Source organism: Flavobacterium endoglycinae (assembly GCF_017352115.1).
Lineage (GTDB): Bacteria > Bacteroidota > Bacteroidia > Flavobacteriales > Flavobacteriaceae > Flavobacterium > Flavobacterium endoglycinae.
Window position 1 is genome coordinate 2579358 of record NZ_CP071448.1, and the last position, 26417, is coordinate 2605774.

Sequence of the window (26417 nt, forward strand, 5' to 3'; positions counted from 1 at the left end):
TTCTTAAATGCCCCTTTAAGAAACAGCCGTTAAACCGAAACCATAGAAACATGAAGAAACCTACTACTTTAAAATTAGTTTTAGCTGTATTACTTTGTATTCAAAGTTTTGTTATGTTCTCTCAGAAAAATTTCACCCCTCGTTTCGATACGAGTTTAAAAGGTGATATGCTTTTGATTGGTAATAATATTTTGAATAGAGATGTTAGGAATAATGAGCGCCCAAATAACGCTTTTAATTCTACGAGCCAGAATAACAACGATCTTAATATGCAATATATTGATATCGATAATGATAATACTACATTCAGCTCAAGCTCGGCTAATTTAGCTGTTCCTCAAACAAGCAGGGAGTGTTATAAAATTGTTTATGCGGGACTTTATTGGGCGGGTATTTACAGCCAGGGAGCCGTAAATAACGGAACAGTAAATCGAAACAATTTAGGTTCTATTAAAATTAAATTACCTAATCAGACTGCTTATACTGATATTACCGGACAATTAATTTATGATTATTACCCGTCTACTTCAAATGGGGATCAAATGCCGTATGCTTATTATTATGATGCTACAGCATTAGTTCAAGCATTGGCAAATCCAGAAGGTACTTATACTGTTGCGAATATTATTTCAGGTAGAGGACAGATAAATGGTGGTTTCTCAGCAGGATGGAATTTATTTGTGGTTTATGAAGATCCAAAATCTTCTGCTAAATATATTACTTCTTTTGATGGTTTCAGATGGATTCAGGCTTCAAGCGGACCAGTAACGTATGATATCTCGGGATTTAAAACGATTCCAACCGGTTCTGTAAAAGCAAAGTTAGCTTTTGCGGCTCTAGAGGGTGACGTTAACTTAACGGGTGATAAATATTCTATTAATAATACTGATATTTCTACAGCAGAACGTCCAGTTAACAACTTTTTCAATAGTACTATTAACGATACAAACGGTCCATACACTGCCCGAAATCCTGCCAGTGGTAACACGCTTGGCTTTGAAGCCGGTATTCTAAATGTACCCAATCCAGCGACTGCAGCATACCCCGGTGGTAGTGTTATAAAGAATAACGATACTTCGGCACAATTAAAACTTACCACAAGTGGTGACGGTTACGGATTATTTTTCAATGCATTCAACGTTGAGATTATTGAGCCTAAAATTGTTTTAACGAAAATTGTAAAAAATGCGGCTGGAGCAAACATTGGCGGACAGAACGTAACAATGGGCCAGACGCTTAATTATGAAATTGGTTTCAGAAACACAGGTAATGATAACGCTACTTCATTTACAATTAGAGATCAGCTGCCTATTAATATTATTTTTAATTATCCTGCTGATATTGTTTCACTTCCATCAGGTGTAACGGTTCAGAGTTATAATGCTACTACAAGAAATATTGTTTTTGCAGTAAATAACAATGTTGTTAAAGTGGGTGACCCTGAAAAAGTAATCAGTTTCAAAGTTCAGGTAGTTCCGGATTGTCATATGTTAAGCGAAGCTTGTTCTAACAGTATTGACAACTCGGCTTATGCTACTTATAAAGGAACACAGAATACTACTTTTACAATTTCTGATGACCCGAGTGTTAACACGAATACAGGATGTATCTTAGTTCCTAAGGCAACAAACTTTTTGGTTGGAATTGACGGCTGTAAATTTTCTGAAAACGTTACGTTATGTGGTGAAACTATCAATTTAACGGCAGCTAACGGATATACTAATTATACTTGGTATAGCGATGAGGCACGTACACAGCAAATAGGAAGCGGACAAACCATTACAGTTAAAGATCCTGGTACTTATTATGTGTATAACCTTGCGGCAGCACCTTGTAGATCAATTTCTCAGGAGTTCGTTGTATCTCGATTTGGAGCAACAACACAAAACCCTGTAATACCTTTTGCAGATCAAGTAGTAACTTGTCCTAATGATGGTAAAAAACTGCCGAATATTTTCTTATGCGGCGGTAATGCATCAAGACAAATTACAACTAGTATTTCTGACGCTTCAAGTATTATCTGGGAAAAATTAAACGAGGGTAGTTGTGCTGCGGTTACAAATCAAAATTGTGCCAATGAAAATACATCTTGTACTTGGACTCAGGTAGCAAGCGGACCTAGTTACAATGCCAATATTGCAGGGCAGTTCCGTTTGACATTAAATTATACGGGAGGATGTTTCAACCGTTTTTACTTTAATGTGTATACAAACGCATTAACTCCAACCGAAACACATAAAGATATTACTTGCGGTACTCCGGGAAGTATTACCATTGGAGGTGTTCCTGCTGGATATGAATATGCGATCAGTACAGATCCAAACGGAACGATTGGTGCTTACCAGTCTAGTAATACTTTTACGATCAATACTCCAAATTCGTATACAGTTCATATCAGACAAGTGGGTGTAACTACTAATCCTTGTATTTTTACTGTTCCTAGTATTTTAATTAGAGATAGAAGTTTAAATATCAGTACTGTAGTAACTCAGCCTTTATGTAATGGACAAAAAGGAACGATTAAAGTTGGAGCAGAAAATATTGATCCACAATACTACTATTATATCTACAACAGCGGTGGTACTTTAGTGAACAGCTTTGGACCAACTGCTAATGCAGATTATACATTTGCAAATTTAGATCCGGGAACTTACCGAGTAAGAGTTACGAATGGCGCTGTAGGTGGAGCACCTGCACCTACTTGTGACAAATCTGTAAATGTTACTATTAACCCAGTTCCAGCAGCATTGAATGCTACGGCTGCTTTAACAGTACCGTTAACATCATGCAGCAATGGAAAAATTGTTGTTACAACAACAGGAGGAACTGCACCATATTATCATTTCATAAACGGATCAACAACATTCCAATTATCAAATGAAATTGAGGTAACGGCTCCAGGTACATTTAATATTTTAGTTGTAGATGCGAACAACTGTAGCACAACTACATCTATTACAGTTACAGCTAATCCAAAACCAGTTTACACGATTTCAAAAACAGAAATCAACTGTAATGGTGAAACGGCTCAAATTAGTGTTAACGTTACTAATGCTAACGGATACACTTTACAATACAGTATAGATAATGGCGCAACATTTAGCAGTAATCCTGTATTCCCTAACCTTACAGGAGGTACTTATAATGTTGTGGTGCGCTATACACTTTCAGGAACAACTTGTACTGATCCTGCTGTTGCACTTGTAATCGATGCTCCTGCAAATGCTTTATCGGCATCAGCGGGTGTTTCTGAATTAGCAGGTTGCGACCCTTCAGGAAACGGATATGGTAAAGTTCGTATTACAAATCCTCAAGGAGGAACACCTCCTTATACTTATAGCTTCAATGGAGGTACATCTTATGGAACTTCAAATGAAGCTTATGTTGCTCCAGGAACTTACACGCTTTATGTAAGAGACTCTAAAGGTTGTACATTTGCAATGCCAGGTGTGGTTTTAGATCCAAAACCAGCAGATCCTACAATTGCAGTGGGTGCACCAGTTTACAACTGTAACGGTACTGCAACAAGTACTGTAACAGTAACCAATAACGGAGGAGCAAATTATACTTATGAGTATTACCTTGATAATGTATTAAATACAAATACACCTCCTAACGTTTTTCTAAATGTTCCTTCTGGATCTCATACAGTAAGCGTAAAATATAATTTAGTTTCTGTTCCAACATACAGTAATTTATTAATTGAAGATTTCGGGTCAGGAGGAACTACAACAACTCCTGGTATTGCGTCTGCATACTGTTTCAATGATCAAAGAGTTAACCCTCCTTATACTTGTTCTTTAAATGGAACACCAACTCGTTCTGTAGAGGATAACCAATATTCAGTAACAAGTTTCTTCTGGAGAGGTGATGATCCTAATAGTAATAACTCAGGAGCATGGTTTCATTTTAAAGACCACACTACAAATCCTAACAATTTAGCAGGTGTTGGGGATGCAAATGGAAGATATTTATTAGTAAATATTGGAGCTGCGGCAGGACCTTACGGAGTTTTATACAGTAAACCAATTATCGATGTTATTCCAAATCAACCGGTAATGGTTTCTTTATACGTAGGTAACTTATTAAATACTGGTGTAAATGGAGCAGCTCCTATCGTACGATTTGAGTTAGTGAATAGCGCTGGTACTGTAGTGGCTACAGAAGATACTGGTAAAATTGCTGAAGCAGCAAATGATCCAAACAGAACAAAATGGGTTCCAATTAATATTTCATTAAACCCAGGAAACAATACGAATTTAACCTTTAGAATTCGTTCTGGAAGTGTTCAATATGGTGGAAATGATATCGTAATTGATGATATCTGGGTACGTCAGATTCCAAAATCATGTATCAGCCAAAAAGATTTCCCAATTGTTATTGACAGCAATAAAGCATTTTCAGCTTCTATAACAGGAGTTAAAAATGTTACTTGTAATGGTGGAAATAATGGAGAAATTACTATTGCGGCACAAAACTTTAATCTTCCATACGGATTTGATTATTCTATCAACAATGGAACTACTTGGATAAACTCTAAAGTATCTCCTGTAACAATAACAGGATTAACAAGCCAAACATACGCAATTCAAATCCGTTATAACAATAGCGTATCGACTTGTAGCTTCCCATTCTCTCAACCTATTACAGCACCAGCTGCTTTAGCGGTTACAGCTCAGGTTACATCTCAGCCAACTTGTACAAATGGAGCTTCTATTACGGCGACAGTAACAGGAGGAACGCCTAGTTATCAATATGAGTTAAGACAAAATAATGGAACTACAGTTGTAGTACCATTCCAAACGTCGAATGTATTTACCAATATTCCTTCTGGAACGTATAGAATAGTAGTTAGAGATGCTAACTCTTGTTCATCTCCAGCTTCAGCAACGGTTAATATTACCTCTCCAAATGCTCCAACAGCTTCGTTAGCTGCAAGCTCTGATTTATGTTACGATACCGTAAATCAAGCAACACTTGTAGTAACGGCTACTGGAACTGGAACTTTAACTTATAGTTTAGATGGTGCTGCAGCTCAGACTTCTAACACATTTACAAATGTTGGTCCTGGTACGCATAACATCTTAGTAACAGATAGTAATAACTGTACGGCTGCTATCAGTAATATTGTTATTGCACCACAGTTGCAAGGAAGTGCCACTATCTCTAAAACATTAGATTGTACAACATCTCCAAATGCTACTATTACAGTTTCTATTACAGGAGGCACAAGTGCTTTCACTTATAAGGTGAGAAGAAATAGTGCTGCTTATGGTTCTTCAATCAATGTAACGGGTAATTCATTTGTGTACACTGCAACAACAGCAGCAACTTATACTTTTGAAATTACAGATTCTAAAGGATGTATTACCACAACAAGTGCTATAATCAGCCCTCTTACAAACCCTACTGTAACGGCAACTAAGGTTGATGCAACTTGTAACGGTGCTTCAACAGGTTCTGTACAATTAGTAGGAGCTGGTGGATCAGGTTCTTATACTTACTTGTTCTACAGAAGTACAACAACTCCTGTTCCAACGACTTATACAACACAATCAAATTATACAGGTTTAGCAGCAGGAACGTATAACTTCCGAGTTATGGATAGTAATGGTTGTACCTCTGCTGTTGGAAGCATTACTATTGCTGAACCAACAACTTTAACAGCCACTGCATCTGCGACAGCATTTTCTTGTAATGCATCAAATGTAAAACAAGCAGCGACTGTAACAATTGCCGTTCCAACAACAGGAACAGCTCCATATCAATATAGTTTTGATGGTGGTACAACTTTCTCAAGCACACGTACATTATCTGTTACAGATAACGGCACAAATCAAACTATTTCTTATGTAGTAAGTGATGCTCAAGGTTGTAAAACTCCTGTTCAAACTATTACAATAAACAGATTAAATCCTCCTACTGATATTTCATTCAGTTCAAATGCAGTAACTTGTACAGCAACAACTACTACAGTTACAGCAACTGCAACAAATGGAGTAGGAACATTAACATATTCAATTACATCACCAGCTGCATCTGCTGCTTCTAATACAACAGGAGTATTCCCAGGATTAGCTGCAGGAACTTATAACTTTAGAGTTACTGATGCAAACGGATGTTATTTTGACAAACCTTACACTATTACTCCAGTAACTCCAATCGCTGTTGTTGGAAACAAAACAAGCGATGCTCTTTGTAAAGGAGGAGCTACAGGATCTGGTACTTACACAGTTTCTGGAAATGCTACTGTAGGTGCTTATACATTTACATTAACAGCAGGAACATTAGGTTCAGGTACACTTACTAAATCAGGAAACACATTAACCTTATCAAATGTGGTTGCTGGTACATATACAGTTCGTGTAACCGATAATGCAACAGGTTGTACTGCTAATGCAAGCATTGTAATCGCAGAACCTGCAAATGCTTTAACATTTACAGCTGCTGCAAGCAATGTAAATTGTAACAATGATAATTCACAAATTACCGTTACGGCTGCGGGTGGAACACCAAATTATACTTACGCAGCAGTAAGATCAGGTGCTGCAGTTCCAACTGTTTATGCAGCAAGTAATGTAGTTACAGTTGATACTAATTCTGGTGCAGATTTAGTTTGGGACGTATATGTAAAAGACACTAACGGATGTATTACAAGAAATGCCGTTACTGTTGCAGCAGATAACCTTCCAACGGTAACAGCAACAAACGGAAATCAGTGTACAGCTTCTGGAAACTCATTTACAATTACTGCAACAGGAACTGGATTAGCGCCATTAACATACAGTATTGATGGTACTTCTTTCCAAACCGGAAATACATTTAACGTTGCGGCTGGTACTTATACAGTAACAGTAAAAGACAGAAATGGTTGTACAGCTACTACAGCAACAGCACTTACTATTTATCCACAATTAACTACTGTAGGTGTAGTTACTAAAGAATTAGATTGTACCGCTACACCAAATGCAACTATTACAGTTACTATTGGGGGAGGAAGATCTCAATTTACATACACAGTACAAAAAGGATCAGGAACTCCAAGTGCATCAAGCGCCCCAATTTCAGGTCCAACATTTACATATTCAGTTACTCCTGCAAATGCAGATACTTATACTTTCGTAGTTAGAGATGCTAACGGATGTCAAAGTACAGTAGTAACAAAAGTTGATCCTATTTCAAATCCTACTGTTACAGCAGTTCAAACAAACGCAAGCTGTAATGGTGCTTCTGACGGATCTGTTACTTTAACAGGTGCAGGCGGATCAGGCGGATTTACATACAGCAACAATGCCTCAACAGGATTCACAACTAATCCAACATTTACAGGATTAGCAGCAGGTTCTTATACTTTCTATGTAAGAGACAGTAAAGGATGCCAGGGATCAGTAGCAGTTACCATTACACAGCCAAGTACTTTAGCAGCTACCATTACAACAGTTCCATTCTCTTGTAATGCTGCAAACGGTAAAGTAGCAGGAACAGTTACAATCAACGTAACTGCTGGAACTGGTACAGCACCATACGAATACAGCTTCAACGGAAGCGCATTCAGCTCAAACAATGTATTAACATTAAACGATAACGGAGCTGACCAGCCATTTACATACTCAGTTAGAGATGCTAAAGGATGTCCTGTAACAGGTTCAGGAACTTTATTAAGATTGAACCCTCCAACAGACTTAACTTTTGCTTCTCCAGCGGTTACTTGTACCGCTACAACAACTACTGTTACTTTAACAGCAACAAATGGAGTGGGAACATTGAGATATGAAACAATTGCTCCATCTCCAGTTATTATTGCAAAACAAACTTCTAATTCATTTGCAGGTCTTGCTCCTGGATCGTATACTTTCAGAGTAACAGATGCAAACGGATGTTATTATACAGAAGCTTATGTAGTAAGCCCAGTAACTCCTATTTCTGTTACAGGTAATAAAACAAGTGACGTTCTTTGTAGAGGAGGTTCTACAGGATCTGGAACGTATACAGTTTCTGGAAATGCTACTGTAGGTGCTTATACATTTACATTAACAGCAGGAACATTAGGTTCAGGTACACTTACTAAATCAGGAAATACATTAACATTATCTAATGTTGCAGCAGGAACATACACGGTTCAGGTAACAGATACAGCAACAGGTTGTACTAATTCTGCGAGTATCGTTATTGGTCAGCCAGCGGCTAACTTAGCCATTACATCTGCTGTCGCAACTAATGCTAACTGTAACAACGACAATTCACAGATAACGGTTACTGCAACAGGCGGTACACCTAACTATACTTATGCTTATGCTATAAGCCCGTCAACAGTTCCATCATCTCCTTACACAAATAGTGCTATTTTAACAGTAGATACTAATTCTGGAGCTAATATGGTTTGGGATGTATATGTTAAAGATGCTAACGGATGTACAGTAAAATCTACAGTTACAGTAATTATGGATGCTATGCCAGCAGTTACAAACGTAACCGTAAACAATCAGTGTACAGCTTCTGGAAGCGGATTTACAATCACGGCAACAGCAACAGGTCTAGCTCCATTAACATACGGAATCGCTGGTCCAACTGGAGCATTCCAGACAAGCAATACATTTACAGTTCCAGCAGGATCATATACAGTATACGTTAAAGACGCAAATGGTTGTATTGCATCTGCTCCAGCAGCAACAACTGTTTACCCTCAATTAACAGTAACTGGTACAGTTACTAAAGAGTTAGATTGTACTGCTACACCAAATGCAACTATTACAGTTACAATTGGCGGAGGAAGATCTCAATTCACATATACAGTACAAAAAGGATCAGGAACTCCAAGTACAGCAAGTGCTCCAATTTCAGGTCCAACATTTACATACTCAGTTACTCCTGCAAATGCAGATACTTATACGTTTGTAGTTACAGATGCTAACGGATGTCAAAAAACAGCTGTTGTTACAGTTGATCCAATTACAAATCCTACTGTTACAGCAGTTCAAACAAACGCAAGCTGTAATGGTGCTTCTGACGGATCTGTTACTTTAACAGGTGCAGGCGGATCAGGCGGATTTACATACAGCAATAATGCCTCAACAGGATTCACAACTAATCCAACATTTACAGGATTAGCAGCAGGTTCTTATACTTTCTATGTAAGAGACAGTAAAGGATGCCAGGGATCTGTAGCAGTTACCATTACACAGCCAGTTACTTTAGCAGCTACCATTACAACAGTTCCATTCTCTTGTAATGCAGCAAACGGTAAAGTAGCAGGAACAGTTACAATCAATGTGACTGCTGGAACAGGTACTGCACCTTATCAATACAGCTTCAACGGAAGCGCATTCAGCTCAAATAATGTATTAACATTAAACGATAACGCAGCTGACCAGCCATTTACATACTCAGTTAGAGATGCTAAAGGATGTCCTGTAACAGGTTCAGGAACTTTATTAAGATTGAACCCTCCAACAGACTTAACTTTTGCTTCTCCTGCCGTTACTTGTACCGCTACAACAACTACTGTTACTTTAACAGCAACAAATGGAGTTGGAGCATTACAATATGAAACAATTGCACCATCACCAGTAATTGTACCTAAACAAACCTCTAATGCTTTCGCTGGTTTAGCGCCGGGAACTTATATGTTTAGAGTTACAGATGCTAATGGATGTTATTATACAGAAGCTTATACCGTTAATCCGGTTACACCAATTACAGTTACAGCTAGCAAATTAAGTGATGTATTATGTAATGGAGGAAATACAGGTTCTATCAGATTAAATGTTTCTGGTTTTGGATCTACTTATTCATATACAGTTAACGGAGGAACAGCTGTTACAGGAGTGAATACTGCTACAGTTACATTATCTAATTTAACAGCAAATACCTATGCAATTGTTATTACTGATGAAGTAACAGGATGTACAGCGAATGCTTCTATTACAATTGGCCAGCCAGCAGCTGCCCTATCGGCAACTTACACAGCAGTTAATGCTAACTGTTTCGTAAGCACTTCTGAAGTAACGGTTACAGCAGCAGGAGGAACACCAGTTTACAGATATTCATTTGTACAAGATGGTGCACCAGCGGGAACGTATACAAATAACAACAAAGCAAACTTAGATCCAGCAGTTAACTTAAACTGGGATGTTTACGTAATCGATGCAAATGGTTGTACATTCAAACTTGATGTAACCATTACAAGAGATCCAGTTCCAACAGTTACAGCTTCAGCTACTGGTCAATGTTTTGGTGTAGGTTCTTACACTATTACAGCAACACCAGGTGCTGGTTTAGTAGCGCCATTAAGCTATAGTATTAACGGAGGAGCTTCTTACCAAGCAGGTAATACTTTTGTAATTACGACTCCTGGAAGTTATACAGTTAGAATTAAAGATGGTAACGGATGTACAGCAAACAGTAACGTTGTTATTGTAAACAATGCATTAACATTAAATGCCGTTTTAGATAAAGATATTACATGTTCTGCTCCAGTTAATGCACAAATTACGTTAACACCAGCAGGAGGAATCGGACCATTTACGTATACAAGTTCTCCAAATACAGGAACATTTGCTGGAAATGTATTCACAACTGGCACAGCTGGTTCATATACTTTCACAGTAACAGATTCAAGAGGATGTACAGCTACATCATCTGCAGTTATCGTTACTACACCAGTATTACCTGAAATTACTGGAGTTACACAAACTCAAAACATAAACTGTAATGGTGATGCTACTGCAGCAATCGCTATTACTATTGACAATACAAAAGGTCAGGCACCATTCGTATACACGGTATTAAACACCACTACAGGAGTTAATTACGGTTCTCAAACATCTGGTTTGGCAGCTGGTGATTATGTAGTTACAGTTACAGATGCGAAAGGATGTACAGATACATTCAACATTACTATTTTACAGCCTACACCAATTGTAGTAAGCAGAACAGTTACTCCAATTACTTGTGGTGCAGGTGGTGTATCTTTAGGATCTATCACAATTAACTCTGTTACTGGAGGTACTCCAAATTACACGTACCACGTAACAGGTGTTAATGGTTATAACAAACAAATCACAAACCAAACAGGTTCTACTGCTGTTTTTGAAGTAGTTGACTTTGGTTTATACCAAATCATCATTACAGACGCGAACGGATGTACAAATATTGAACAAAATGTATTTGTTGCTTCTCCGCCAGATGATTTAGATATAACAGTAACACCGCCGCCAGCTGATTGTTCTTCATTAGGTTCAGCAGTTGTGGCTATTGGTGCTGCTTCAACAAACATTACAGGTCCTGGTCCATTCCACTTTGCAGTTTACACAGGTCCTGGAATGGTTTATTCTGCACCAACAACACTTCCATGGTATGACGAAGATGCAGTGGGAAGTAAGAAAACATCTATTCCTAACTTATTACCAGGAGTTAAATACACTTTCATTGTACATGATGGTGGAACAGGATGTTACTACTATGAAACAGCTGAATTCCCTATCCCAACTAACTCTACATTAACAGTAACAGGATTAACAGCTAATAATATTACTTGTAGAGGAAGTAATAATGGAAATGTTTCATTCACAGTAAATAGTACATACCCAACGGCAACACCAATTAGTTATGAAATCTATGATGCTTTCACTTTAGTTAGCACTGGTATTACAGGAACAGGTACTGTTCCGGCTAATGGTAATCTTGCAATCAACAACCTTGGTGCATTAAGTTTCGGAAATTACGTAGTAGTAATTAGAGAAACTGCAGGAGCAACAAATGCAGGATGTAGTGTTGCTACTAATTCATTTAATATTACAGAATCTGCTATTGATTTATCAGTTACAGCTTCGGTTTCTAAAAATGCAAACTGTAATCCAAACTCTGGTATTATTACAGCTATTGGAAAAGATGGAACAGCTCCATATACATATTTATTATTACCTGATACAGATCCTGTACCTACAGCAACAACTGCTGGATGGGCTTCTGCTAATACATTTAACAGAAATGCAGGAAACTACGTGGCTTATGTAAAAGATGCTTACGGTTGTATTAAAGCGGCTCCTGTTACATTAGACAGAGATGCAGATCCTACAATTACAGCACCAGCAGAAATTTGTTACGATGGTACTCCATTTACAATTACAATTACAGGAACAGTAGATCCTGCAGTTGCGGGAGCACCTACTTACAGTGTTAACGGTAGTACATTCCAAACAAGCCCTAACTTTACATTTAATGCTTCTGGAATATATACTTTAGTTATAAAAGATGGTAATGGCTGTACAGCTACTACTACTTATGAAGTTAAACCACAATTATTATTAAACGTGGCATTAACGAAAGAACTTGATTGTACAGCAACTCCAAATGCCCAAATTACTTTAACGGCTACTGGTGGTTACAATACTGCATATACGTATGAGTACTCTACAAATGGTGGAGGAAGCTATACTACTATGGCTACAAACGTACTTTCAACAAGCGTTCTAGGAAATTACATTTTCAGAGTAAGCGATGCTAAGCTGCCAACAGCTTGTCAAGCTACTGAAACATTTACATTAGATCCTCTTCCAAACACTGTTTTCACAACTACGCAAACTGACGTAAGCTGTAATGGTGGTTCAGATGGAACAATTACGGTAAATGTTACTTCAGGAGTTGGTCCTTACGAATACCAATTAGACGGAGGAACATTCCAAACATCAAATGTATTCACTGGATTATCTGCTGGTAACTCATATATTATTACCGTAAGAGATGCTAAATCTTGTATTTTCCCAAGTTCAGCAATTACAATATTACAACCAACCGCTTTAACAGCTACTTCAGCAATTACAGCTAATTTAGTTTGTGCGACTGGAAACCTTCCAACTAAAGCAGTTGTTACTGTAACTGCTGCAGATGGAACAGCTCCATACTTATACAGTTTTGATGGAGGAGCAACATATACCAGCACAAATACGTATGAAACGTTTGCTGGTATTACATTTGACGTTTTCGTTAAGGATGCTAAAGAATGTATCTTCATTTTACCAAATGGAGTAGATGTACCAGCCTTGAATCCTCCAACGAACATGGATATCACAGGTACGCCAATTTACTGTGCACCTGCTGCAAACACGACAAGTACAGTTACGATCAGCAATGTGATCAACGGAGTTGGAACACTTCAATATGAGATTTTATCTCCGGTTGCAGTTCCAAAACAGACTTCAGCTGTATTTGCAGGATTAGCGCCTGACACTTACTTATTCCAGGTAACAGATGCTAACGGATGTACGTTCCAGAAATCATACACAGTTGTTCCTGTAACGAACATCAGCATTGCAGGCCAGTTAGTGAGCAATGTGGTTTGTAACGGACAGGCAAACGGAGCTGTAAGATTTACAGTTGCTGATTACGGAACAGCATATACAGCAGTTCTTACAGCAGGTACAGGCACACTGACACAGACAGGAAACACAGTGAATGTTACAGGTTTAGTTCCTGGAACTTACACAGTACAGGTAACAGATAACACAACAAGCTGTACAGCTACAGCTTCAGTGGTGGTTACCCAGCCAGCAGCACTTGGCTTAACTATTGTGAGCAACGTAAACGCAAACTGTAATTTTGGAGCAAAAGTTGAAGTTGCTGCCGCAGGCGGTACACCAAACTACAGATACCAGTTTGTTCAGGACGGAGCAGCACCAAATCCTCTGGATTACGATACAGCAGCAAATGCAGTATTAGATCCGGCAGTAAATACACAATGGGATGCTTACGCAATTGATGCCAACGGATGTGTAACTATGGTTGATATTACAATCGCTACCGATGCGCTTCCAACAATCAATTCATCAGCAGGATTATACTGCTACACAGGAACTCCGGTGCCTATCACAATTACAGGGACTTATGTCGGCACACCTACATACAGTATTGGTAACGGCTACCAGTCAAGCCCTAACTTTGTATTGAATGCTCCGGGCAACTACGTATTCTATATTAAAGACGGAAACGGCTGTATTGTTTCAAGTCCGTATACCTTACGCCAGGAATTGTTACTGCAGGCTACACTTACACAGGATTTAACCTGTGCAGGATCAGCAAGCATTACATTATTAGCCACTCAGGGAACATTAACATACACAGGATTTGAAGTTGACTTTAACGGAGGCGGATATGTGGCTGCAACATCACCATATACAGCTGCTGCACCTGGAACGTACACTTTCAGAGTAACAGACAGCCAGGGATGCCAGGCATTATCGATTCCGGTAATAGTTACGCCAACAACGACTCCTACAGCAACATTCACACAGACTAATGTAAGCTGTATAGGAGGAAACGACGGAAGCATCATCGTTACGGCTGCTAATGGTATCCTTCCATACCAGTACAGAATCAACGGCGGAACTTACCAGAGTTCAAACATCTTTACAGGATTAACAGCAGGAACCTACAACATTGAAGTACAGGATGCTAAACAATGTACCTCAGTAATTGTAACAGCTACTATTACTGAACCTACGGCTCTTGCAGCTACAGCTGTACTGACACAGAGTTTAACATGCGGAACAGGAAATGCCACCCAGCCTGCAGTAGTTACAGTAAATGTAACAGCAGGAACAGGAACAGCTCCTTACCAATACAGTTTCAATGGAGGAACAAATTACAGTGCAACAAATACGTTCACTACTTACAGTTCAGGAACAGTTACAGCATACGTAAAAGATGCTAACAACTGTATCATTGCTGTACCGGTTAGTGTAACTATTCCAGCCTTGAACCCTCCAACGAACATGGATATCACAGGTACGCCAATTTATTGTGCGCCTGCTGCAAACACGACAAGTACAGTTACGATCAGCAATGTGATCAACGGAGTTGGAACACTTCAATATGAGATTTTATCTCCGGTTGCAGTTCCAAAACAGACTTCAGCTGTATTTGCAGGATTAGCGCCTGACACTTACTTATTCCAGGTAACAGATGCTAACGGATGTACGTTCCAGAAATCATACACAGTTGTTCCTGTAACGAACATCAGCATTGCAGGCCAGTTAGTGAGCAATGTGGTTTGTAACGGACAGGCAAACGGAGCTGTAAGATTTACAGTTGCTGATTACGGAACAGCATATACAGCAGTTCTTACAGCAGGTACAGGCACACTGACACAGACAGGAAACACAGTGAATGTTACAGGTTTAGTTCCTGGAACTTACACAGTACAGGTAACAGATAACACAACAAGCTGTACAGCTACAGCTTCAGTGGTGGTTACCCAGCCAGCAGCACTTGGCTTAACTATTGTGAGCAACGTAAACGCAAACTGTAATTTTGGAGCAAAAGTTGAAGTTGCTGCCGCAGGCGGTACACCAAACTACAGATACCAGTTTGTTCAGGACGGAGCAGCACCAAATCCTCTGGATTACGATACAGCAGCAAATGCAGTATTAGATCCGGCAGTAAATACACAATGGGATGCTTACGCAATTGATGCCAACGGATGTGTAACTATGGTTGATATTACAATCGCTACCGATGCGCTTCCAACAATCAATTCATCAGCAGGATTATACTGCTACACAGGAACTCCGGTGCCTATCACAATTACAGGGACTTATGTCGGCACACCTACATACAGTATTGGTAACGGCTACCAGTCAAGCCCTAACTTTGTATTGAATGCTCCGGGCAACTACGTATTCTATATTAAAGACGGAAACGGCTGTATTGTTTCAAGTCCGTATACCTTACGCCAGGAATTGTTACTGCAGGCTACACTTACACAGGATTTAACCTGTGCAGGATCAGCAAGCATTACATTATTAGCCACTCAGGGAACATTAACATACACAGGATTTGAAGTTGACTTTAACGGAGGCGGATATGTGGCTGCAACATCACCATATACAGCTGCTGCACCTGGAACGTACACTTTCAGAGTAACAGACAGCCAGGGATGCCAGGCATTATCGATTCCGGTAATAGTTACGCCAACAACGACTCCTACAGCAACATTCACACAGACTAATGTAAGCTGTATAGGAGGAAACGACGGAAGCATCATCGTTACGGCTGCTAATGGTATCCTTCCATACCAGTACAGAATCAACGGCGGAACTTACCAGAGTTCAAACATCTTTACAGGATTAACAGCAGGAACCTACAACATTGAAGTACAGGATGCTAAACAATGTACCTCAGTAATTGTAACAGCTACTATTACTGAACCTACGGCTCTTGCAGCTACAGCTGTACTGACACAGAGTTTAACATGCGGAACAGGAAATGCCACCCAGCCTGCAGTAGTTACAGTAAATGTAACAGCAGGAACAGGAACAGCTCCTTACCAATATAGTTTCAATGGAGGAACAAATTACAGTGCAACAAATACGTTCACTACTTACAGTTCAGGAACAGTTACAGCATACGTAAAAGATGCTAACAACTGTATCATTGCTGTACCGGTTAGTGTAACTATTCCAGCCTTGAACCCTCCAACGATTAACACAATTACTGGAACACCTATTTACTGTGCTCCAACAGCTAGCACAACTAGTACAGTAACAGTAACTGTTACAAATGGAGTTGGTGCATTACATTATGAAATTCTTTCTCCTGCAAGTGCAGTAACAAATACTTCGGGAGCTACTAGTGGTGTCTTTACATTACTTGATGCAGGTACTTACTTGTTCCAAGTTACAGACGCTAACGGTTGTAAAGATGAAGAATACTACACTGTTGATCCTTTAGTGAACATTACTATTGCTGGTCAATTAGTAAATGATGTGAGCTGTAATGGAGGTGCGAATGGTTCTGTGAAATTTGACGTCGATAACTTTACTGGAACATACACTGTTGCATTAATCGGAGGTCCAACTACAGGAACTATTACACAAACAGGTAAAGTGGTAACTTTAACTAACTTACCAATTGGTACATACACAGTTGAAGTAACAGATCAAACAACAAACTGTACAGCTAGTGCTTCAGTAACTGTTGGTGAACCATCAGTATTGACATTAACTGAAACAACAAACATAAATGCAAACTGTAATTCTGGTGCACAGGTTAGCGTAACTGCTGCAGGTGGAACTCCAAATTACCAATACGCATTCATCGCAGGAACAGGGACTCCAACAGCTGCTGATTATTCAAACAGTAATAATGCAGTTCTTGATCCAGCAGTAAGCTTAAATTGGAGAGCATACGTGATCGATTCTAATAATTGTGAAACGTTTATCCCAATTACCATTGCAGTTGATCCATTGCCAAGCGCAATTACTGCAAATGTTACAAGCCAATGTCCAACAGCAGCTGGTGAATATACATTTACCGTTAATGTTGGTTCAGGTGTTGCACCATACGAGTATAGCATTGGAAACGGATTCCAATCTAGCCCAACATTTACTGTAAATGCAGCAGGAACTTACGATATTACAGTAAGAGACGCTAATGCATGTACTGCAACTGCCACAGCAGCGGTGACTATTTCACCAGCATTACAGCTTGACACTACAGTTAATGCGCTTCCAAGCTGTACATTAAATAATGGTGTTATTACAGCAACTGCAACAGGTGGTTCTGGAACAGCAAATTATAGATATACATTAGACGGAGGTGTGATTGTAAACACGACTCCGGCAGTATTCAACAATGTTGCTCCAGGTACACATATTGTACGAGTAAGAGACGTCGTTACAGGATGTGCATTCCAAGTAACAATTGAAATCGCTCCAGCAACAGTTATCACAGGACTTGCATTACAAGGAAGAAACGTTTCTTGTAAAGGTGGATCTGATGGATCAATCATTACTAGCCTAACTCCAAGTGGTGCAGGCGTAAATGATAACCCAGTTTATACATACACCTTAACAGGAACAACTGCTTTAGGAGTTGCTGTTAACAGACCAGCACAAACTGACAATGTATTTGAAAACCTTGAAGCTGGAGATTACACCGTAACGGTTACTTCAGGAAGAGGTTGTCAAGATTCTGAAGATATCAGAATCAGTGAACCAAACGTAATAACTGTAGGTGCGCCAGTAATTGCACAGTACGGTTGTGCTGCTGGAACAAATGCTTCAGGATATGCTACAATCACTGTTAATTCAGTAACAGGTGGATCAGGAAACTACGTAATCTACGAGTTCTTGAAAAACGGAGTAGTAGTTCAAAAAGGTGCTGATAACGTATACAGCGAAGCTGATTTCTTAGGAGGAAGCTATACTGTAAATGTTTATGACGATAATGGATGTATGGGATCTACTACTGGAACAGCTGTTGTTAATCCGTTTATTAGCTTAGACGATATCAACGTTACTGTAAATACAGCTGTAACATGTACTTCAAACGAAGACATTACAGTTACAGTATCAACAACAGGAGGTACACCAGTATTATTAAACTATACAGTTACAGGTACGAATGGTAATACATTCAGCCAGACAAATACAAACGGAGTATTCACAGGATTAACAATTGGTGATTATCTAATCACAGTTCAAAACCCTGCGACAGGATGTACTATTGAAGAAGTTCATTATGTAAACGATCCTAATACTTTCGAAATCCAAGCAGTAACAGTTAACGGAAAAATCTGTTTCGGTGCTGCTAACGGAAGTGTTGACTTAACTTTTGTAGATAACCAATTGAACCCAACAGACGATGCCGGAGTATTCAACTACGTAATCACTGGTCCGGTTCCAAGCAACGGAACTTCTACAAATGCAGGTCCAGTTAGAATTTCTAACTTAACGGCTGGTCAATATACAGTTGTAGCAACATTAGTAAACAACCCATTCTGTACAGTAAGCACATTGTTCACAATCGAACAGCCTGCAGCAGAATTAACGTTGACTACTACAAAAGCAGATATTACATGTGCTGCTGGTAACAATGATGGACAAATTACTGCTACAGCAATTGGCGGATGGGATAACGGATATGAGTATCAGTTACTATTAAACGGAACCGTTTTAGTTGATTACTCTGCTCAAGCTGTATTCCCAGGATTATCAGCAGGTAACTATACAATTAACGTAAGAGACAACGCAGGTTGTATCGATACAGCAACTGAAGTATTAGTAGTACCAGCGCCAATCGTTATCAATGCAACAGCAAATGCAACTATGTTAACTTGTTTCGGAGATAAATCTGGAGTAATTACAGTAGATCCGCCAACAGGAGGACAAGGAAGCAACTACATGTACACATTGAACATTGTATCAGCAAATCCTGTTGTATCATCTGGACCTCAATCAAGCCCAGTATTCAGCGGATTAGGTGCAGGAACCTATACAATAACGGTTACAGACGGATTCAACTGTTCTGCAACATCAACAAATATTGTAATTAATGAGCCTACAGAAGTAGTTCCAACATTAGTTGAAGAAACTTCACAAACCTGTTTAACTCAGGCAACATTAACATTAAGCGCAGTAGGAGGAACAGCTCCATATACGTATAGTGATGATGCTAGTTTCACAACAACATTAGGCACATTTACATCATCAGTAACTTTCGCAGTTCCAGTTGGTAAACACAGCTACTATGTGAAAGATGCAATTGGATGTGTTGGATTTGTTTCTAACGAAATTGCAATCGATCCATTAGAACCGCTTGATATTGATGTTGACGTTACTAATGCAGTTGTAAAATGTACAGGTGAAGCTACAGGAGTTATCGTAGCAGAAGCTAAAGGCGGATTAGGAAACTATGTGTATACTTTAGAAAATGCTGGAGGTACAGTAGTTCAAGGACCACAATCTACCGGAATCTTCGAAGACTTAGTAATTGGAGATTACATTGTGAAAGTAGTAAGCGGCGATTGTGAAGATGCATCTGCTCTTATTACAATCAACGAACCGCCAGTTGCTTTACAAGCTACATTTGACGCAACAAATGTTTCTTGTTTCGGTGAAAACAATGGTAAAATTGTTGTAACTGCAACAGGAGGTACAGGACAAATTAAATATGCTATATCACCAGACTTAAACCAGTTTGATTCGATTAACATTTTTGATAAACTTACATTCGGTACATATACTGTAATCGCGCAGGATGAAAACGGATGTTATGTAATGACAGATGTAGTGATCACGCAGCCAGCGTTACCACTTTCAGCAGCTGTAACACCTAATTCAATTCTTGGTGAGCAGTGCGTTGGAGATCTAAATGGTGAATTTACAATTGACATTGCTGGAGGAACAGCTCCTTACACAGTAAGTCTTGATAACATCAATGGTCCATTTGTTGCGGTAACAGGAACACAGCATACATTTGATGGTCTTGCTGGTGGAAACCACACAGCATTCGTTAAAGATGCTAACGGTTGTGATTATGAAATCGAAGTTCTTGTACCAACGGCTGTAGATCTTGATCCATTAAGAGAAGTAGTTTACGGATGTGAGACAAATACGGTTACAGTAACCATTAATGGAACAGTTGATCCTTCTGAAGTTGATTATGCTCTTGATAACCAAGCAGGTCCATATCAGTTAGACAATGTATTTAAAGATGTAGCTCCTGGAACACACGTAATTTATGCTAGACATACTAACGGATGTATCCAGCCAACAGCAAGCTTCAACATTGTAGCATTCGATAAATTAACTATCAAATTATCTGATGGTCAGCCAGAAATGAACGTGATTTCTGTAACAGGTGTAGGAGGAGCTCCAAGCTATGAATACAGCTTCAACGGAGAACCATTCACAACATCTAACAAATACAAAATCTACAAATCTGGAGATTATGAAGTAATTGTAAGAGACCAAAATGGATGTACCGCGACAATGATTGTTCCAATGACTTACGTAGATGTTTGTATTGACAATTACTTTACGCCTAATGGTGACGGAATCTCTGACACTTGGGGTCCTGGTTGTACAAATATTTACAACAACCTTGTGTTCGAAATCTTTGACAGATACGGACGTGTAATTGCGAAATACCACTATGGTGAGAAATGGGATGGTAAATATCAAGGTTCAGAATTACCAACAGGAGACTACTGGTACGTTCTTAAACTGAATGACGAGAAAGACTCACGTGAGTTTGTTGGACATTTCACTTTATACAGATAACAAAATAAAGCCCCTATGATGTTATCTAAAAAAATTATTACAATGAAAAATTTTATTTTATCCTTAGTACTCATGGCTGTAACAACAAGTTACAGCCAAGAGTTAAACCTACCGGTATTTACTCAGTATTTGGCCGATAACCCTTTTATTCTTTCTCCAGCATACGCAGGTATCGGAGATAACCTTAGAATTAGAGCAAACGGTCTTACTCAATGGGTAGGTATTAAGGATGCGCCAGATAATCAATCTCTTTATGCTGACTTTAGGGTTTTAGATCGTTCAGGAGTTGGAATTTCTCTTTACAATGATAAAAACGGAAATACCAGACAAACAGGAGCAAAAGTCTCTTTTGCACACCACTTGATTTTAGATTATTACTCTCAGCAGTATTTATCTTTTGGTATCTCGTATAACTTCAACAGCTTCCGTATTGATACAGGTAATTTTACCAGTACTGATCCAGGAGTTACAGACAATCGCTATAGCGGTAACAATAACTTTGATATTAGTGCTTTGTATCGTAACAAAGGATTTTATTTTAGTTTCAATGCCAATAACGTGTTGAAGAAAAACATTAATGTTGAAAGAGCCAACGAACCAGATTTACTTTCGAACTTTCAAGTATACAGTGGTTTCACTTTCAAAGATGGAGAAAACAACCGTATCGAATATGAACCATCTGTATTTTACCAATACTTTGCTAGTGACGGTCGTTCTACAACCGACTTAAACTTCAAATACAGAAAATACAATCGTTACGAAGATTACTACTGGATTGGAGTATCGTATCGTTTCTTAAACGATCAATTCCCAAAACCACTATCTGTAGCGCCAATGGCCGGTTTTATGAAATCGAAATTCTATTTTGCGTATTCATATCAGTTTATGTTTAACGGACTAAGCAGTTATAACAGCGGTACGCACTCTATAACAATCGGATTCGATTTCTTACAATCAGTTAGTAACTGTCCTTGTACGCAGAGCCCGGTTCACGATTAAACTCTTAACATTAAAACTTACTGTTTATATTGAAAACAGTAAGTTTTAGTGTTTTATAGAAATAAATTTTCTTTTTATTTCTACGATTTTTGTTTTTTTTCACTGTTTACATCGTTTTCGTTGTAATAGCGCATTATTTTTCGTTTTTTTCGAATTTAATACAAGCTTAAATATCCTATATTTGTTTTTCTTTCAAAAAAACTAAAAAATTATCAAATGAAAACTTTAAGCGATTTCGATTTTAAAAATAAAAAGGCAATTATCCGTGTTGATTTCAATGTGCCGTTAGACGAAAACTTTAATGTAACGGATACAACACGTATTGAAGCTGCAAAACCAACTATCGATGCTATTTTAGCACAAGGTGGAAGTGTAATTTTAATGTCACACTTAGGAAGACCAAAAGGTGCAGAAGAAAAATACTCTTTAAAACACATCCTTAAAACAGCTTCTGAAATTTTAGGAGTACAGGTTAAATTTGCTGAAAACTGTGTAGGCGAACCAGCTCAAACTGCAGCAAAAGATTTAAAACCGGGAGAAGTTTTATTACTTGAAAATTTACGTTTTCATGCTGAAGAAGAAGCAGGAGATGTGGCTTTTGCAAAAGAATTAGCATCACTTGGAGATATCTACGTAAACGATGCATTCGGAACAGCACACAGAGCTCACGCTTCGACAACTATTATTGCACAATTCTTTCCAAACGATAAATGTTTCGGAACCTTATTGGCAAAAGAAATTGACAGTTTAAACAAAGTACTTAAAAATAGCGAAAAACCAGTAACAGCAGTTTTAGGAGGATCGAAAGTTTCTTCAAAAATTACCGTTATTGAAAACATTCTTGACAAAGTAGATCACATGATCATCGGAGGAGGAATGACATTTACGTTTATTAAAGCTCAAGGAGGAAAAATCGGTGAATCAATCTGCGAAGATGATAAACTTGATTTAGCACTTGAAATTTTGAGATTGGCAAAAGAAAAAGGAGTACAAGTTCACATTCCTGTTGATGTAGTAGCTGCTGATGATTTCTCGAATACAGCAAATACTCAGGTTGTAGATGTTACTGCAATTCCTGATGGATGGCAGGGTCTTGATGCAGGGCCTAAATCTTTAGAGAACTTCAAAAAAGTAATTTTAGAGTCAAAAACTATTTTATGGAATGGACCTTTGGGCGTTTTCGAGATGGAAACTTTCTCAAAAGGAACTATTGCTTTAGGTGATTTTATAGCAGAATCAACTAAAAACGGTGCCTTTTCTCTAGTAGGAGGAGGTGATTCTGTTGCAGCAGTAAAACAGTTTGGTTTTGAAGATAAAATGAGCTACGTTTCCACTGGTGGCGGGGCTATGCTTGAAATGTTAGAAGGAAGAATTTTACCTGGAATCGCTGCGATTTTAGACTAAAATATCACAATTAACATTTTTTTGCGTGTTTTTTATCGATAAACTGTTTAAGTTTGCAAAAATAGGACTTCTATAATTAATTGATTTATAGAATTTTAAAAAAATGTTATATGATTGTAAAGAAAATCTCCTTAGTGGTTACGGCTTTATTTTCAATGTCGATGTTCGCGCAGGAAACTGCAGAAGTCACAAAAGAAATAAAACCAGAAGTTAGGTTATCGTATTTAGATTCAATTAAAAGCACATTCAAAAAAGATAATCTGGCCACACGTGTCGATAGTCTTTGGATGAATGAGTTAGTGAGCCTGGATATTTATGACGATCTAACCAAAGACATTCAAACTATCAACAAAGATGTAACTGTTGATGAAGAACTGCCAACAGAATTGCTCAAACAACGTTTGGCAGTAATGAATGAGAAATCACCATTTGAGATTGAATACAATCAAGGATTAGAAAATGTAATAAAGTCATTCCTTAAGAACCGTAAAAAATCGTTTTCTCGATTAATGGCTTTATCAGAATACTACTTTCCAATATTCGAGGAATCATTTGCAAAAGAAAAAATTCCGTTGGAAATAAAATATTTAGCCGTTGTAGAATCTGCTTTAAACCCTAAAGCAGTTTCTAAAATGGGCGCTACCGGACTTTGGCAGTTTATGTACGGAACCGGAAAACAATACGCTTTAAAAATCGACTCTTACATTGATGAAAGAAGCGATCCTCTTAGAGCTACTGCAGCATGCTCAGATTATATGACCCGAATGTTCAATATTTTTAACGATTGGGAATTAGTTTTAGCATCGTATAACTCAGGTCCAGGAAACGTTACAAAAGCAATCCGTCGTTCTGGAGGAAAAACAGGATATTGGGATATTCGTAACTACCTTCCAAAAGAAACACAAGGATACGTTCCTGCATTCTACGCGACAATGTATCTTTTTGAATACCATAAAGAACACGGAATCAATCCGGAAAGAGCGGTAGTAAAACAATTTGAAACAGATACGGTTTGTATCAAAAATCAAATGACCTTCAAGCAGATTGCCGATTTATTAGACATGCCGCAATCACAAATCCAGCTTTTAAATCCTTCATACAAACTAAATGTAGTACCTTACTATCAAGGTGAACAGCATTTCCTTCGTCTGCCAAAAGATAAGATTGCTACTTTTGTTTCAAATGAAGATAAGATTTACGCATACGTAAACCATGATTCTCAAATCAGAACCATTCCAACAAGACTGGCTCAAAAAATTACTCCAAAAGTAAAAGCAGTTAAAGAGGTTGAGACAGCAAAAGATATTCAGTTCTATAAAGTTAGAAAAGGAGACAACTTAGGAGCCATTGCCGATAAGTATAATGTAAACATTTCAGATTTAAAGAAATGGAACAACCTGAAATCGAATGCTGTTGCATTTGGTAAAACGTTAAAAATTAAATCAGAAATTGATGCTGCTCCTAAAGCAGTTAAAGAAGCAAAAGTAACGCCAGCGGTTGAGAAAAATACAGAAGAAGCAATCGCTTCTGTAGAAGAAAAAGACAAAGTTTCGATACAAACTGTTGAGTACACTGTAGCCTCTGGAGACAATTTAGGAAGTATCGCTAAAAAATTCGGTACGACTATTGCGGACTTAAAAGAACTAAATAATCTTACTTCTAACAATATCGGTTTAGGAAAAACATTAGTAGTTTCTAAAATAGTAACCGAAATTGCAGAACCAGAAACACGTGCCGTAGCTGCTAACAACATTGATTCATTCAAGAAAAAACCAGCTTCAGCTAAAAGTATCAGTCAAGATTATTATGTGAAAAAAGGAGATTCTTTATACAGCATTTCAAAAAAATATCCTGGAGTAACCATTTCAGATATCAAAAAATGGAATGACATTAAAGATGAAGATATTAAACCGGGAATGAAACTTAAAATCAACGGATAGTTCAAAAATCTTATTTAAATTTGGGTTTTATTTCATTAAACTAAAAAAATGAATAAAACCCATTTTTTATTTCTACTACTTCCGTTTCTACTGATATCATGCTTAAAGGCAGATAAACAGGCTCCCGTTTCCGGAAAAACAAATACCATTTCGATCATTATTGACGATCAATTGTGGTATGGAGAAGTAGGAGACAGCATTCGAAATAAATTTGCCTCGCCTGTTTTAGGACTTACACAGGAAGAGCCTCTCTTTACCATTAATCAATACCCAGCCAAATTACTCGAAGGTTTTGTAACCGACAGCCGCAGTATTATAGTCGTTAAAAAATCGGCTGTTGAGAAATTCGAAATTACCCACAGTACTACTTTACCGCACAATACATTTCGTATTTACGGAAAATCTGTCGATGATATTATTTGCAGTATCGAACTCAATTCCGCTCAAATCATCAAAATGATTCGGGACGAAGAGATTAAAAAGATTCAGGAAGACAACAGGAAATCACTTTTAAATCCTACTGTAATTAAAAACAAATTCCATATCGACCTTCAAATTCCAACAGGTTATGAATACATGCTCCATAAAAAGAATTTTATGTGGCTTAAAAAAGACATTATCAGTGGAAATACAAGTCTGCTCATTTACCAGATACCACTTCATAACTTAAAAAGAAAAGACAATGTAGTAGGCAGTATCATTAAAATGAGAGATTCCATTGGCTATTACATCAAAGGCCGTGAACCCAACACCCGAATGATTACCGGAGAAGCCTATGCACCATATTTCTCAAGTGCTATTGTAGACGGAAAAGACGCCTATGAAACCAAAGGAACATGGGAACTTAAAAATGATTTTATGGCCGGACCTTTTATCAATTACGCAATTGTCGATCCAGTCTATAACCGAATTTTAGTGATCGAAGGATTCTGTTATTCCCCTTCCAACCAAGAACGAGATTTAATGCTCGATCTTGAAGCCATTATCAAATCTGTGAAAATCGATAAGAGGTAGT

The 26417-nt window shown here is 38.2% G+C and carries 5 protein-coding genes; all 5 read left to right on the plus strand.

What is annotated here, in order from left to right; translation table 11 throughout:
• Positions 1-50 precede the first annotated feature (50 nt).
• The 5 genes from J0383_RS11335 to J0383_RS11355 all read left to right on the plus strand — a co-directional run bounded on the left by J0383_RS11335 (position 51) and on the right by J0383_RS11355 (position 26416).
• Positions 51-21059: a T9SS type B sorting domain-containing protein gene (locus J0383_RS11335; RefSeq protein WP_207298488.1), complete on the plus strand. Its 21009-nt coding sequence runs from the start codon at positions 51-53 to the stop codon at positions 21057-21059.
• A 42-nt stretch (positions 21060-21101) separates the two neighbouring features.
• On the plus strand, positions 21102-22058 hold the full coding sequence (locus tag J0383_RS11340; RefSeq protein WP_239023334.1) for a PorP/SprF family type IX secretion system membrane protein: 957 nt from the start codon (positions 21102-21104) through the stop codon (positions 22056-22058).
• A 216-nt stretch (positions 22059-22274) separates the two neighbouring features.
• Positions 22275-23462: a phosphoglycerate kinase gene (locus J0383_RS11345; RefSeq protein WP_207298490.1), complete on the plus strand. Its 1188-nt coding sequence runs from the start codon at positions 22275-22277 to the stop codon at positions 23460-23462.
• Positions 23463-23572: 110 nt separating this feature from the next.
• On the plus strand, positions 23573-25402 hold the full coding sequence (locus J0383_RS11350) for a lytic transglycosylase (RefSeq protein WP_207298491.1): 1830 nt from the start codon (positions 23573-23575) through the stop codon (positions 25400-25402).
• A 48-nt stretch (positions 25403-25450) separates the two neighbouring features.
• Entirely contained in the window at positions 25451-26416 is a 966-nt protein-coding gene (locus tag J0383_RS11355; protein WP_207298492.1) for a DUF4837 family protein, read from the plus strand.
• The last annotated feature ends 1 nt before the right edge of the window (position 26417 follow it).